Below are 15,625 nucleotides of genomic sequence, written 5' to 3' on the forward strand. Positions count from 1 at the left end.
TAATTATCAATTAATTAAAGTTAAAGTGTATTGTTTTTTATAAAAACTTATATTTTTTATAACCTTAGCAGTTTTTGGCTATAAACCTTAACCTTCCTTTAAATAAATAACTGCTTATTATTCTGTAATTTTACATTATGAAATTCAAAATCAAATCAGAGTTTAAACCTACAGGAGATCAACCTCAAGCAATCAAACAATTGGTTGGTGGATTAAATGGACAAGATAAATACCAAACATTACTTGGTGTTACAGGTTCTGGTAAAACATTTACTGTTGCCAATGTTATTGAAGAAACACAAAAACCAACATTAGTTTTAGCACATAACAAAACATTAGCTGCACAGTTATACTCTGAGTTTAAACAGTTTTTTCCTGATAATGCTGTTGAGTATTTTGTCTCTTACTATGATTATTACCAACCTGAAGCTTATATACCAACTTCTGGTGTTTATATAGAAAAAGATTTATCTATTAACGAAGAGATAGAGAAAATGCGATTAAGCACAACCTCTTCCCTATTGTCAGGTCGTCGTGATGTCATCGTTATAGCATCAGTATCTTGTCTATATGGTATTGGAAATCCAGTCGAGTTTCAAAAAAATGTAATTTCCATTGAAGTTGACCAACAAATTTCACGTACCAAATTATTACATCAGCTAGTACAAAGTTTATACTCACGTACGGAAGCTGATTTTAAACATGGTAATTTCAGAATAAAAGGAGATACAGTAGATATTTTCCCGAGTTATGCTGATGATGCATTTAGAATTCACTTTTTTGGAGATGAAATTGAAGAGATTGAATCTTTTAATATTCAAACAAACGAAATTGTAGAAAAATACGATCGACTAACAATCTATCCTGCAAATATGTTTGTAACCTCTCCTGACGTGTTACAAAATGCTATAAAATCTATTCAAGACGATTTAGTTAAACAATACGATTACTTTAAAGAAATAGGAAAACACCTAGAAGCAAAACGATTAAAAGAACGTACCGAATTTGATTTAGAAATGATACGCGAATTGGGCTATTGTTCTGGAATTGAAAACTATTCACGTTACCTTGATGGTCGTGAGCCTGGTACAAGACCTTTTTGTTTATTAGATTATTTTCCGGATGATTACCTAATGGTGGTGGATGAGAGTCACGTAACTGTATCTCAAGTACATGCTATGTATGGTGGTGACCGAAGCAGAAAAGAAAACTTAGTCGATTATGGTTTTAGATTGCCTGCTGCAATGGACAACAGACCTTTAAAATTTGAAGAGTTTGAAGCCTTGCAAAATCAAGTAATATATGTAAGTGCTACACCTGCAGATTACGAGCTTCAAAAAACGGATGGACTTTATGTGGAGCAAGTGATACGTCCAACAGGCCTATTAGATCCTATTATTGAAGTAAGACCTAGTCTAAATCAAATAGATGATTTAATTGAAGAAATACAACAACGCATAGAAAAAGACGAACGTACTTTGGTAACAACGCTAACCAAGCGTATGGCTGAAGAATTGACTAAATATTTAAGCCGAATCAATATTCGTGTTAACTACATACACAGTGATGTGGATACTTTAGAGCGTGTCCAAATCATGCAAGATTTACGTAAAGGTATTTATGATGTTTTGGTTGGTGTAAACCTACTACGTGAAGGTTTAGATTTACCAGAAGTCTCTTTAGTAGCTATTTTAGATGCTGATAAGGAAGGTTTTTTAAGATCTGCAAGATCTTTAACCCAAACCGTTGGTCGTGCAGCGCGTAACCTTAACGGAAAAGCAATTATGTATGCTGACAAAATAACCAACAGTATGCAAAAAACTATTGACGAAACCGAATATAGACGTGAAAAACAAATAGCCTACAATACAAAAAACAAATTAGTGCCTATGGCATTAAATAAAAGCTTAGATAGTGCTTTAACGCAAAACTCTGTTAGTACTTATAGTTATGAGTTGGAAGCTGCACGTGCTGCAGAGCCTGAAAGCGAGTATTTAAGTAAAGGTGATTTAGAAAAGAAAATTAGAGAAAAACGTAAGATGATGGAAGAAGCTGCCAAGCAATTAGACTTTATTATTGCAGCTAAATTACGTGACGAAATTAAAATGTTTCAAGGTAAACTTGAAGAGTTGAAAGCGTAGTTATACATACCTAAACTAAGCTTAAAGTGTACTGTAGTAATTATATATAGTTAATTATATTGTACTTTAAAGATGTCTATCAAAACCTCTGCAGGAACCATCATATCTGGAAAGCCCTCCATTAAATATAATACCTTAGTAATGGACTCATGGTTTAAGCCCATGCGCAATCCATAATTATACAGTTTAGCTAACTCTTGTTGTGTACGCTCTTGGTCAACATGCATTAACAATACCATTCTATGGAATTGGACAATACGCTCGCTATGAGATTTTAATACCATTCTATTAACAGGATTATTAATAAGGTAATCAAAATCTTCTCTAGAAACTTCTAACTGTTGCGCAACTGCTAACAAAAAACTGTATTCAACAGATTTTATACTGTCATCACTTTTTGCAAATGCAATCATTTCTGATAATAAACTTAACTTCTCTACTCTGTTAGGCATAAATAAGGGATTAATTATACTTTATAAAGTTAAGAATAAAACATAATTAATAATCGTTGAAAGCACGTAGCTTATCGAAAATAACATGGCTATACATCGTTTTTTTAGATATTTCTGTCTAATCTAAATTTCAAAACTCTAAAAACAAAATGAATTACAGCCTTAAATTTGACCTTTAAAACGCTATTACCCAATTATTAATTCGTTAATTTTAAGAGACTTAAATAAAAATATTAAATTAAAATCTATAAAACTGAATACATCCCTTTTTTAAAAAACATTAAAATATTACAAACGCTAAAACTACATCTCATGTATAAATTTTAAACCTATTATAATTTAAAAACAGATTTTTGAAATTGGAATTCTATTAAACTTATGGAATCTGTTTTTATACTTTGTATTTTGTACTTTTGCTTTTTAAACACGACAAATGACTAATAACGATATTTTTAAAAAACTAAGAGTTGCACATCAGTTAAGAGATACTGATATTGTAGAAATCTTAGAATTAGTAGACTTTAGAATTACAAAAACAGAGCTGAGTGCTTTTTTTAGAAGAGAAGACCATCCTAATTATGTAGAATGTGGTGATCAAATTTTACGAAACTTTTTAAATGGCTTAGTTATTCATTTAAGAGGTCCAATGCCTAAAAAAGGAGAAAAACCTAAAGGTGAAGTTTCAGCGAAAGCGAAAACAAAAACTTTTAATAATAAAAAGAATTTTAATAAGCCTAATACACGTCCTAAAAGAGATGATAAGTAATTTAAAATTACATTAGGCAAATGGATAATCAATTTTAATCCAAAAAAAAAGAGCAACTATTTAAGTTGCTCTTTTTTAGTATATAAATTAAAGTATTAAGCTAATACTGCTTGTACTTTGTCTGCTGCTTCTTGGAACTCTGTAGCACTCATTACATCTAATCCAGAATCGTCAATTAATTTTTTAGCGATATCTGCATTAGTACCTTGTAAACGTACAATAATTGGTACATTAATGTTACCCATGTTTTTATAAGCATCAATTACACCTTGAGCAACACGATCACAACGAACGATACCACCAAAAATGTTAATTAAAATTGCTTTAACAGCTGGATCTCTTAAAATAAGTTCAAAAGCAATTTCTACTCTTGCTGCATCTGCAGTACCACCAACATCTAAGAAGTTAGCTGGCTCTCCACCTGCTTGCTTAATTAAATCCATAGTTGCCATTGCTAAACCAGCACCATTTACCATACAACCCACGTTTCCGTCAAGGTCTACATAGTTAAGTCCTTGTTCTCCTGCTTCTACTTCAATAGCATTTTCTTCACGTAAATCGCGCATTGCTGCTAAATCTTTATGTCTAAATAAAGCGTTATCGTCAATTGTTACTTTAGCATCAACTGCCATTATTTTGTCATCACTAGTTTTTAAAACTGGGTTGATTTCAAATAATGAAGAGTCTGACTTATCGTAAGCAGTATATAATGCTGTTACAAATTTAGTCATATCTTTAAAAGCTGCTCCAGACAACCCTAAGTTAAAAGCAATTTTACGTGCTTGAAAAGGTAAGATTCCAGTTGCTGGATCAATTTCTTCTGTAAAAATTAAATGAGGTGTTTCTTCAGCAACAGTTTCAATATCCATTCCACCTTCAGTAGAATACATAATCATGTTACGTCCATTTGCTCTATTTAATAATACTGACATATAATATTCTTCTGGCTCAGAATCTCCAGGATAGTATACGTCTTCACATATTAATACTTGGTGCACACGCTTACCTTCTGCTGAAGTTTGAGGTGTTACCAAATCCATTCCTATAATTTCTCCAGCGATAGTTTTAACTGCGTCTAAGTTTTTAGCCAACTTAACTCCACCACCTTTACCACGTCCACCAGCATGAACTTGCGCTTTAACAACGTGCCATCCTGTTCCAGTATCTTCAGTTAATTTTTTAGCTGCAGCAACCGCTTCATCAGCATTTTGTGCAACAATACCACGTTGAATACGTACGCCAAAGCTGCTTAATAATTCTTTTCCTTGATATTCGTGTAAATTCATCTTGTTTAGAGTAAAATTTTAGTGTTACAAAAGTAAATAATCACATTTACTTACCCTAATATTTAATTATGAAAAAATTAAGTAAATCCAATTTTTAAATTGTTAAATAATTAACAAATTGTTTTAAATGTGTAATAATATGATGTTTTAATTTTTAAATAGGCTTAAAAAAATAACTTTGAAAAAAAATTAGAGATGCAAAACAATCAATTAATACAGATAGCAAAAGATTTTGGAAGTCCTGTTTACATATATGATGCAGACAAAATTGAGAAACAATATAACAGACTAACTTCTGCTTTTAAAAATGTTAAAAAACTAAAAATTAATTATGCTGTTAAAGCATTGTCAAATATATCTGTATTAAAATTAATGAAACAATTAGGTGCAGGTTTGGATACTGTATCTATACAAGAGGTGCAATTAGGTCTAGCTGCAGGCTTTAAAGCCGAAAATATAATTTTTACACCAAATGGAGTCTCCTTACATGAAATTGAAAGTGTAGCTAAGTTAGGTTGTCAAATAAATATTGATAACTTATCTATCCTAGAACAGTTTGGCACAAAACACCCAAACACACCAGTCTGTATTAGGATTAATCCGCATGTTATGGCAGGTGGAAACACCAATATATCGGTTGGTCATATTGATAGTAAATTTGGGATTTCCATACATCAAATACCACATATTTTAAGAATAGTAGATAATACTAACATGAATATTAATGGTATCCATATGCATACAGGTAGCGATATTTTGGATATTGATGTTTTTTTATATGCTAGCGAAATTTTATTTGATACTGCTAAAAATTTTAAAAACTTACAATTTATAGATTTTGGATCTGGTTTTAAAGTCCCATATAAAGCTGGTGATATTGAAACCAATATTGAAGAGTTAGGAGACAAACTAAGTGCAAGATTTAATCAATTTTGTAAAGATTATGGCAAACCATTAACCCTAGCTTTTGAGCCAGGAAAATTTTTAGTTAGTGAGGCTGGACAGTTTTTAGTTAATGTAAATGTTGTAAAACAAACAACCTCAACTGTTTTTGCACAAGTAGATAGTGGCTTTAACCACTTAATAAGACCAATGTTGTATGGATCACAACATGAAATAAGAAATATCTCAAACCCAAAAGGTCGAGAACGCTTTTATAGTGTGGTTGGATATATATGCGAAACGGATACCTTTGCCAACAACAGACGCATATCTGAAATTAACGAAGGCGACATATTAGCTTTTAGTAATGCTGGAGCGTATTGCTACTCTATGGCTAGTAATTACAACTCTAGATATAGACCTGCTGAAGTATTAGTATATAAAGGCGAAGCACATTTAATAAGAAAACGCGAAACGTTTGAGGATCTTATACAAAATCAAATTGAGATTAAGTTTAAAAAATAATTTACAAAGCCTTCAAATAGCCAATTTATACCAAATTGGCTATTTGTAGTTAAACATCTAAAATTAGACAACGCATTTCAGTATGCCTGTAAGTTAAAAGCTACTTAAAAGTTAAAATTAACGTATTTTAACCTAATTAATTGTATTTAATCCGTTTTAATGCTTAGATTCGCCATTATAAAGAATAAAATTATTTTATTTTTTAACTATTAATAGCAACTACCTCAAATTCCCTACTTATGCAAACTGATAATAATGAGATATTATCTGATGAAATTCTTGACAAAAGTTTTTTAAACACCATTGAAGATGCTCTAGTTATTGGATCATGGGAGTTGAACTTAAAAACTAACATTCTTAAATGGAGTCGTGTCACTAAAAAAATACATGACGTATCCATTAATTACACACCAAATGTTGACACTGCTATTAACTTTTATAAAGAAGGTTCTAGTAGAATTAGAATATTAAAATTATTTAATAACGCTTTAAATAATGGTGAAAATTTTGATGACGAGTTTATAATTGTAACACCTAAGGGAGAAGAAAAATGGGTAAGATCTATTGGACATCCTAAATTAGAAAATGGAAAATGCGTAGCATTAAGAGGTGTATTTCAAGATATTACTCAAAAAACAGTGCAAACTAAAAAAATAGCTATTAAAGAAAAAGAATTCAGATCTCTTTTTGATAATTCATTAACTGGAATGGCTAAAGTTAGCCTAACTGGAGGATGGCTTAACGTAAATAATAGTATTTGTCGCATTTTAGGATATAGCAAAGAAGAGTTATTACTACTAAACTTCAAAGATATAACACACCCCAAAGACCTATCAATAGGTAGTAAAGAATTAGAGTTAGTACTGTCTGGAAAATCAGATAATTTTGAAATAGAAAAGAGATATATCCATAAAAATGGAAAAGTGGTACATTGCATATTATCTTCAACTATTGTAAGAGATAATAACGGACATCCTCAGCATTTTATTGCAAATATCAATGATATTACAGAAATAAAACGCAGTAAAAATAAAATATCTGAATTATTATCTATTAGCTCTAAGCAAAACGATAGACTATTAAACTTTGCACGAATTGTGTCACATAATTTAAGATCTCATGGCGGAAACCTTGAAATGCTATTAAGTTTAAAAAAAGAAGATTACCCAGAAAATACTAACGACGAATATTTTCCTTTAATGGAAGAAGCAATAGGTAACTTAAATGAAACTATTGACAATCTTAATGAAGTCGCTTTATACAACTCGCTTGAAGCGGAAGAGCTAGAAGAACTAAACTTATTACAATTTACCAATAACGCCATCTCTAACATTGCAGCATATACCATATCACACAATGTTGATATTCAAATATTAATTAAAGATGACTTAAATGTTAAAGGTTTACCTGCATATTTAGATAGTATTTTAATAAACTTTTTAACCAACTCTATAAAGTATAAAAGACCTGATGTTGATCCTGTTATAAAATTAAATGCCAATCAGACTAGTGAGTACACAACATTAACAATTAGTGATAACGGTCAAGGTATTGATTTAGAAAAACATAAAGACAAACTGTTTGGCATGTATAATGTTTTTCATAAACATGAAGACTCTAGAGGCTTAGGTCTATTTATTGTTAAAAATCAAATTGATGCCATGGGTGGAAAAATTGAAGTAGAAAGCATTGTAGATCAAGGCACTACTTTTACTTTATATTTTAAAAATTAAAACCTAACTGGTTTTTAACTAACTGTTTTGGTAAAAGGTTAACCCATTGTTATATAAATCATAAAACGAAAACTCTTTTGTTCCCCAATCTGATTTTATAACTTCAGTCTCCTTAGGAAACACATTTTTAAAATTATACTCTTGATGCAAAATGTCAACATGCTGTGTAACAATACGCAACATAGGTCTGTCAATAGTATAATCCCACTCTTTTTCGTCCTTCCAAATTAGGTGTATTTCTATATGATCTCTTTTAATTCCTACGTATTTTGGGTCTTTAGAATCGTCTGCAAATGCAATTTCAAAACCTAATTTTTGCGTATAAAAAAACAAAGCAGCTAATACGTTTTGAACAGGAAGTATAGGATGTATTTGATGTAGAATTGGAGTCATAAAATTATAATTATTTATTTTTAACCGTTCCTGTAAAATGATTAACATTGGGACTGATTGGATTATTGGTTGCACGTCTAAACGATGCAATTTGACCACAATGCCAAATAGAATCTGCGATTGGTCCATTAATATTATTCCAAAACGGAATTTGGCTTTCGCCGAAAATAATTTTGAATTGCGAAATATCGTCACTACTCCTTAAAATATCTGCAGCTTGTTTTAAATTATTTAAAGTCGCTACACGTTGTGCTTCAAAAGATAGTTTAACAGTTTCTTTAGTATTTGCTTTTTTTAAAGTCGAATTTAAAATGATTTTAGACAAATCATAAATATGTTTTATGGTTTCGGCTGTTGTTCTAACCGAATCTGAAGGCTTAAAGTCTAAATCTTTTGCTGACAATCCATCTGTTGCGTGATAAAACCTAAACCCTAGAGCATCTATTTGTCTAGCAGCAACAGTACCAGCAGTAAAATTTTCTGATGCTTCAGGAAGCTCATAATACGGAATATTTGAATCTGATTGAGCCACCATATTTGTAGTAATTAGTAATGATAAAAAAAGCACTAGTGTTTTCATTTTTAAAAATTTGTAACAGTTAAATACAACAATTAATCCTTAAATTCTTTAACCTGAGGAATGTTACTTGTTCCGTATTTATCAAATAGGTACACTAAGCTTGTCATGGTTGCTGCACCAAGCTCTAACTCGCGTTTATTTACTGCATCAAAAGTATCGTTTGCTGCATGATGATGAACAAAATAACGTTGTGAGTCTGGACGTAAGCCAGCTAAAACAATGTTATCGTTTTTTAATGGTCCAATATCTGCACCACTATATCCTTTTTCAAAATAATGAATTAAGTACGGTTTAAATAAAGACTCCCAACTTAATACTTTGTTTAATGCAGCTTCACTACAATCAAAACTAAAACCACGAGGTGTAAACCCTCCAGAGTCACTCTCTAACGCAAAGACATGGTTTTCGTTGTTACGTTTTGCCTCTTCTGCATATTTTTTTCCGCCACGCAATCCATTTTCTTCATTCATAAATAACACAACTCTAATGGTACGTTTTGGTTTAATTCCGCTTTCTTTTAATAATCTAATTACATCCATAGATTGTACTACTCCTGCTCCATCGTCATGCGATCCATCTCCTAAATCCCAAGAATCTAAGTGACCTCCAACAACCATTATTTCTTCTGGGAATTCGCTTCCAGTAATTTGACCAATAACATTGTATGACAAAACGTCTTCAAATTGTTTACAGTTTTGTTTAAAATAGAATTTTAGATTGGCATCTTTTTTTAGGGCTTCGGATAGTTTATTAGCATCATTGGTACTTATTGCTGCAGATGGTACACGTTGCTCAGTAGGCAAATCCATGTAACCCATACTTCCTGTGTGTGGTAAATCGTCTTGACGTAAATTAAGAGAACGCACAATTACGCCAACTGCTCCTAGTTTTCCTGCTTCGTAAGCTCCTGCATAACGCTGTTTAGAGCATCCTCCATAAGCTTCAAAAGTATGGATTAATTCTGGATTCATGGCACCATTAAAAAAGACAATTTTTCCTTTTACTTTATCACCAAGTGCAGCAAGCTCTTCAAAACTTTTTACTTCTATTACTGTAGCCTCTAACCCTGAATTGGCAGTTGCTACTGAGCCACCTAAAGCACATATATTGACGTCAAATTTGTTGTTATTACTTGTAAAATGTGCTACCTCTTTTGCGCCACGTTCCCATTTTGGCACCATAACTTCTTGTAGCCATACTTTATCTAATCCTATTTTTTCTAGTTCGGATTTTGTGTATTGCACTGCTTTTTCTGCGTTTACAGATCCTGATAATCGTCCTCCTATTTGATTTGATAAATAGTCTAACCATTGGTAGGCTTTACCATTGGTTAAGGACTGACTATATATTGTTTTTAATGCGTCTTGGTCTGTTTGTGCTAAAACATTAATAGACACTAAAAGTGTTAGAAGAATTGTTAGTTTTTTCATGGTTGGTAATTTTACTTTAAAGATAGTATTTAAATATGAAAAGACCTGATAGAATATTAATCCTATCAGGTCTCTTGTTTTATTTTGATTGACCTTAACTGTTGTTTTTTAGGTCTTGTGGTTTGCGTTAGCGATTGAAATGACATCCTTTTTTTGCTGCCATATATGGCAAAAAAAGATATAATGGAAAGCGCGACCCTTGTGGTAACGCCCAAAATATACTATTCGTTATTTAATTGCTCTCTGTATAAATGCAGATTAGCTTTGGTTTTGTCATCCAAATCTGGCTCTTTTATGTCTGAATATTGTTTTAAAGTATCGTACAAAATTTGAGCTACAATTAAACGTGCTGTAGGTTTGTCATCCGCTGGAATGTTGTACCATGGTGCGTGATCCTTACTTGTCCTGTTTATTGCGTCCTGATAACAGTCCATGTATTTGTCCCATAACTTACGCTCTTTTAAGTCGCCTGCTGAGAATTTCCAGTTTTTTTCTTGTTTATCTAAACGTCGTAATAATCTGTTACGTTGTTCGTCTTTTGATAAATTCATGAAAAATTTAAAAATTAGTGTTCCGTTTTGTGTCAGGTGTTTTTCAAAGTTATTGATTTGCTCAAAACGCTGGTCCCAAAAGGCGTCGTTTACATCGTCAATACTGTTTACAAATGGTAGTTTTTCGTTTAAAATATACTCTGGATGTACACGTGTTACCAAAACGTTTTCATAGTGTGTACGATTGTGGACTCCAAATTTACCTCGTGCTGGTAATTTTATATAATGTCTCCAAAGGTAATCGTGTTTAAGCTCTAATTCTGTTGGTACTTTAAAGCTCATGACCTCAACACCTCTTGCATTAAAATCTTTAAAAACTTCGCGTATTAAACTGTCTTTTCCAGAGGTATCCATACCTTGTAAGCATACTAAAACCGAGTATTTACCGTGTGCATACATGGTGTCTTGTAGCTTACCTAATTGGCGTCTTACTTTACGCAAAGCATCCTCTGTGGTATCCTTATCTGCTTTTAAATCTAGCTTACTTGGTAGGTCGCTTAGCTTTATTTTTGAAGTGATTTTATGGTCGTTAATATTGATGTCTTTCATGTTGTTTTATTTACTTGCAAAAAGTTTTACATCTTGCTCACTAACTTCTGTGCCTCCTAAAATTATTAATCTTTCAACTACGTTACGAAGCTCTCTAATGTTTCCTGTCCAATCATATTCTTTTAATAAATTGATTGCTTTTTTAGAAAATGTCTTATTGGCTGTGCCTTGCTCTTCGGCAATTTTAGCTGAAAAGTGATTTATTAATAATGGTATGTCATCACGTCTGTCATTTAATGCAGGTACTTTAACTAAAATTACTGCTAATCTGTGATATAAATCTTCACGGAATTTTCCGTCTTCGATTTCCTTTTTAAGATCTTTATTTGTTGCTGCTACGATGCGCACATCTACTTTAATATCTTTATCACTACCTACGCGTTGTATGCGACTTTCCTGCAAAGCACGTAATACTTTGGCTTGTGCAGATAGGCTCATATCACCAATCTCGTCTAAAAAAATGGTTCCACCATTGGCTGCTTCAAATTTACCTGCTCTGTCTTTGGCTGCACTTGTAAAGGCACCTTTGACGTGTCCAAATAATTCGCTTTCTATCAGCTCGCTTGGTATTGCTGCACAGTTAACCTCTATCATTGGACCTTTTGCACGATCACTTTTTTGGTGTAACCAATGTGCGACTAGCTCTTTACCTGTTCCGTTTGGACCTGTAATTAAGACTCTAGCATCTGTTGGTGCAACTTTGTCTATAATGTCTTTGATTTGAGAAATAGCGTCGCTATCTCCTATCATTTCGTATTTTTTGCTGACTTTCTTTTTAAGAATTTTGTTTTCAATAACTAACTCTTTTCTGTCTAAAGCATGTCTTACTGTATTTAGTAAACGATTTAAATCTGGTGGCTTGGATATGTAATCAAATGCACCTAAACGCATTGTATTTACTGCTGTATCTAAATCTCCATGTCCAGAAATCATGACCATTGGTATTTCTGGCTTTATTTTTTTGACAGCCTCTAATACCTCAACACCATCCATTTTAGGCATTTTAATATCACATAGGATTAAATCGTAATCGTTTTTTCTAATTTTATCGATTCCTACTAATCCGTCTTCAGCTTCTTCTAGCTCATATTTATCATTTTCCTCTGATAGGATTTTGACTAATACTCTTCTAATTGCTGCTTCATCCTCTATTATTAAAATTTTTGGCATTATATTTTGAATTTAATTCCTGTTCTTAAATAAAACGCATTAACATTATCTAACTTAAATACGTCCTCTCTGTTCTCGTCCCTTAATCTGTTACTCATACTTAAAGTATAACCTACGTATGAGTACCATACTAAATTGTCTGTAAAGCAATACTCGTAACCTAAACCTGCTAATATTACTGATAAAGACACACTGTCTGCTTCCTTACCATCAATGGTAAATACTTCTTGTGTGTTGGCAAAATAACCATCAATTCCGACAAAGGTTTGTACGATGTTTTTTTCGTTAAAAAAGTACTTCACATTTGTTTTTGGCACTCCTAAGTTATAAGACCAGTTTTCATTTAAACGTCTGAAGTAACTTACAAAAGGTAGTGGTAATGGTATACCTGTTGTGCTATTATATGTCAGCCCTAATACTAGTCTATATGGTTTTTTTATGTTTTGGTCTTTTGTTTTGTCGTTTATAGCGTATACACCTCCATTTAAAAACATATCATCACCTGTAATTTTATGCCTAAGTGTAGATGCTATTCTTGGTGTAATCTTAGCACCTAATCGCCAATCTTCTGAGAGCTTAAAGGTATACCCCAAATTAAAATCTATGATATGTAATCGTCTTAAATTAGAGGTTGGAAAAGGGTAATCGTCCTCTAAATCTAAGGTCAACCTACTATACTCTGCACCAACAATTAAATAACAGTCTTCACTTGTTTTGATAGGATAATTTAATAACCCTCTAAATCTATCAAAACTATCTTCAGAATTACTTTTGGGCACATAAGAATACTCTAACCTAGCTAAATCTGTTAATTGTGCATGGGCTACATTTACACCACTTAGTAGCGTTAATGTTAGTAAAATGGTTCCAAAATGTAATTTCATATAATCTATAATTATTTAATTGCTATATTTTTATTTGCTATCCTTTATAATGTGAATATCGCGTTGAGGGAATGGTATGGTAATATTATTTTCTCTAAACAGTCTATCTATTTCAAAACGGATTTCACTTTTAGGTATTCTTGAATTAAAGCTATCATCTATAGTAAACGTTACCCTAAAATTTAAAGCACTATCCCCAAAGTCTGTAAAAGTAACAGCTGGTTCTGGAAATTTAAAAACATTTGGTATAGACGTTGCAGCTTCTAATAATAATTTTTTAACTAATTGTACATCACTTCCATAGGCAACACCTACATCAACCCCTTCTCTTGTACTTGTTCCGTTTTGAGTCCAATTATAAAGGCTGTTAGTAAGGTATAAATGATTAGGTATAATTAGTACTTTATCGTCTATAGTTACAGCTCTAGTTGTACGCAACTTAATCTCTTCTACACGACCCACTTTGCCATCAAGTTCTATAATATCTCCAACGTGAACCGATTGATCAACTAATATAAAAATTCCGGAAATTATATCCTGAAACAGCGTTTGAAGCGCTAAACCTACACCAATTAAAAGTGCTGCGGAAGCTGCAAAAATAGCTGTGACATCAATATTTATTGAATCTAATATTATAAGAAATACTACTATGTATATAAACCAACGTGCAAATGAAAATACAGTAGTAAATTTTGCTTTATCATCATCAGGCATGTGACGTGTAACTACTTTTCTAATAAATCGTAATACTATAGTTGTTAGTATTAAAACTAATATAATAAGTACTATATACTTAACTTTAATTACGCTAGTAGTCAAACCCTTATCATCAGTAAAGGTGTAAATTTTATAGTTTAATAATTCTATAAATTTTTCCCAAATAGAACTTTCAGTAATCACATCACTTACTTTTTCTACTTCTTTTTCAATTTTATCTGCTACTTTACTTTCTTGAATCATAGTAAAAATTAATATCTAATCCACTTAATCAACTCTTTATAAGTTGGTTTTTTACCATACATTAATATACCTACTCTGTAAATTTTTGCTGCAAACCATACCGTAAACATAAAGGTACCAACCAATAGTAATAACGATACTACTTGTTGCCAAATTGGCACACCAAACGGAATCCTCATTAACATCACTACAGGTGAAGTGAACGGTATAAACGAAAATATAGTACTTACCGTACCATGTGGATCCTCTATTACTGTAAACATACCAACGTAAACTGCTAATATTAATGGCATTAAAATAGGTAACATAAATTGTTGCGTATCTGTTTCGTTATCTACTGCTGCGCCAATTGCTGCGTATAAAGAACTATACAATAAATAGCCACTTATAAAAAACAATAAAAATGCAATTACCAAATTGGTGAGTGGTAAGTTATAAAATGCTGTAAATAAACTTTGTACTTTCATGCTTGCATCTGGATTAGCCATTGCTTGACGCATAATTTCTTGCTGTGGTGTTTGTGCCTGTGCAAAGTCAATTCCAAAAATAGCAGAGACTACTGTTAGTAAGACACCTCCTAAAATAATCCATATAATAAACTGAGTCACTCCTGCTAGAGATGTCCCAATTATCTTACCTAACATTAATTGCACTGGTTTTACAGAAGAAATGATAACTTCTATAATACGACTTGTCTTTTCTTCGATTACACTGCGCATTATCATATTACCATAAATAATGATAAACATAAATAGTAAATAACCTGCTGCACCACCAAATGCAAGTTTAACCACACTGTCAATTTTAGATGATTTGACACCAGAAAAATTTTCTTGTGCAATGTTAATCTTTATTTTAGACGCTTTAATCATCTCTATATCGACACCTTGACTTGCCATATTAAGATTGGTTAGCTCTTTTTCTATTTTATTTTCTAATGAAGAAATTACAGATAAGGATGGTGATTCTTCAGAATAAAATTGCACACTAGTAGCTGCATTTTCAAAATTTTCTAATTTATTTATATGAAGCAAGCCATAATCTCCTTTTTCTTCTACTATAGTTTTTGCATTATCTAAAGTTAAACCTGTCAGGAGGTTATATTTTGTATTATCTGTATTTTTAAAAACCTCAGTCAACATTCCCGAATCATCCAATACCGAAATGACACGCTGTTTATTGTTATTCATCTGAGATAAATATACAACGACAGTTATTAAAGCTATAAATATTAACGGACTTAAGACCGTCATTATTAAAAATGATTTGTTTCTAACCTTGGTTAAATACTCGCGTTGTATAATAAGTGGAAGATGGTTCATG

General features: G+C 32.0%; 13 protein-coding genes and 1 pseudogene. 4 read left to right on the forward strand and 10 right to left on the reverse strand.

The window, feature by feature from the left end; translation table 11 throughout:
• Positions 1 to 137 precede the first annotated feature (137 nt).
• A complete protein-coding gene (uvrB, locus tag V6251_RS04115; protein ID WP_341587138.1) occupies positions 138 to 2,141 on the forward strand; it encodes an excinuclease ABC subunit UvrB in 2,004 nt (667 codons plus the stop codon).
• Between the two features lie 50 nt (positions 2,142 to 2,191).
• Here uvrB and V6251_RS04120 read toward each other — a convergent pair whose 3' ends face one another.
• The gene (locus tag V6251_RS04120) at positions 2,192 to 2,593 is read right to left on the reverse strand and encodes a TerB family tellurite resistance protein (RefSeq protein WP_341587139.1); all 402 of its coding nucleotides are present in this window, start codon (positions 2,591 to 2,593) and stop codon (positions 2,192 to 2,194) included.
• Between the two features lie 433 nt (positions 2,594 to 3,026).
• On the opposite strand from V6251_RS04120, the gene V6251_RS04125 reads away from it, so the two are divergent.
• The gene (locus V6251_RS04125; protein WP_145002441.1) at positions 3,027 to 3,359 is read left to right on the forward strand and encodes a DUF1456 family protein; all 333 of its coding nucleotides are present in this window, start codon (positions 3,027 to 3,029) and stop codon (positions 3,357 to 3,359) included.
• A 95-nt stretch (positions 3,360 to 3,454) separates the two neighbouring features.
• Here V6251_RS04125 and sucC read toward each other — a convergent pair whose 3' ends face one another.
• Positions 3,455 to 4,645 (reverse strand): ADP-forming succinate--CoA ligase subunit beta, encoded by a 1,191-nt coding sequence (gene sucC, locus V6251_RS04130; protein ID WP_341587140.1) that lies wholly within the window; start codon positions 4,643 to 4,645, stop codon positions 3,455 to 3,457.
• A 186-nt stretch (positions 4,646 to 4,831) separates the two neighbouring features.
• On the opposite strand from sucC, the pseudogene lysA reads away from it, so the two are divergent.
• Positions 4,832 to 6,052: pseudogene (lysA, locus tag V6251_RS04135) on the forward strand (diaminopimelate decarboxylase); the annotation flags it as partial.
• A gap of 239 nt (positions 6,053 to 6,291) precedes the next feature.
• A complete protein-coding gene (locus tag V6251_RS04140; protein WP_341587141.1) occupies positions 6,292 to 7,785 on the forward strand; it encodes a sensor histidine kinase in 1,494 nt (497 codons plus the stop codon).
• Positions 7,786 to 7,803: 18 nt separating this feature from the next.
• Here V6251_RS04140 and V6251_RS04145 read toward each other — a convergent pair whose 3' ends face one another.
• The 8 genes from V6251_RS04145 to V6251_RS04180 all read right to left on the reverse strand — a co-directional run bounded on the left by V6251_RS04145 (position 7,804) and on the right by V6251_RS04180 (position 15,624).
• Complete coding sequence (locus V6251_RS04145; protein ID WP_341587142.1) at positions 7,804 to 8,178, reverse strand: glyoxalase/bleomycin resistance/extradiol dioxygenase family protein; 375 nt, start codon at positions 8,176 to 8,178, stop codon at positions 7,804 to 7,806.
• 10 nt (positions 8,179 to 8,188) lie between these two features.
• Positions 8,189 to 8,758 carry a hypothetical protein gene (locus V6251_RS04150; RefSeq protein WP_341587143.1) on the reverse strand — a complete coding sequence of 190 codons (570 nt, stop codon included), beginning with the start codon at positions 8,756 to 8,758 and terminating at the stop codon, positions 8,189 to 8,191.
• Positions 8,759 to 8,790: 32 nt separating this feature from the next.
• Positions 8,791 to 10,188, reverse strand: a complete 1,398-nt coding sequence (locus tag V6251_RS04155) for a M20/M25/M40 family metallo-hydrolase (RefSeq protein ID WP_341587144.1) — start codon at positions 10,186 to 10,188, stop codon at positions 8,791 to 8,793.
• A gap of 221 nt (positions 10,189 to 10,409) precedes the next feature.
• On the reverse strand, positions 10,410 to 11,288 hold the full coding sequence (locus tag V6251_RS04160; protein ID WP_292949709.1) for a PPK2 family polyphosphate kinase: 879 nt from the start codon (positions 11,286 to 11,288) through the stop codon (positions 10,410 to 10,412).
• Between the two features lie 6 nt (positions 11,289 to 11,294).
• Entirely contained in the window at positions 11,295 to 12,458 is a 1,164-nt protein-coding gene (locus tag V6251_RS04165; protein WP_341587145.1) for a sigma-54-dependent transcriptional regulator, read from the reverse strand.
• Entirely contained in the window at positions 12,458 to 13,342 is an 885-nt protein-coding gene (locus tag V6251_RS04170; protein WP_341587146.1) for a DUF6268 family outer membrane beta-barrel protein, read from the reverse strand. The genes V6251_RS04165 and V6251_RS04170 overlap by 1 nt, the downstream gene beginning before the upstream one ends.
• Before the next feature lie 30 nt (positions 13,343 to 13,372).
• Positions 13,373 to 14,302, reverse strand: a complete 930-nt coding sequence (locus V6251_RS04175) for a mechanosensitive ion channel family protein (RefSeq protein WP_341587147.1) — start codon at positions 14,300 to 14,302, stop codon at positions 13,373 to 13,375.
• An 8-nt stretch (positions 14,303 to 14,310) separates the two neighbouring features.
• A complete protein-coding gene (locus tag V6251_RS04180) occupies positions 14,311 to 15,624 on the reverse strand; it encodes an ABC transporter permease (protein ID WP_341587148.1) in 1,314 nt (437 codons plus the stop codon).
• Position 15,625: the final 1 nt, after the last annotated feature.

It is taken from the genome of Olleya sp. Ti.3.14, from assembly GCF_038154885.1.
In the GTDB taxonomy this organism is placed as follows: Bacteria; Bacteroidota; Bacteroidia; order Flavobacteriales; family Flavobacteriaceae; genus Olleya.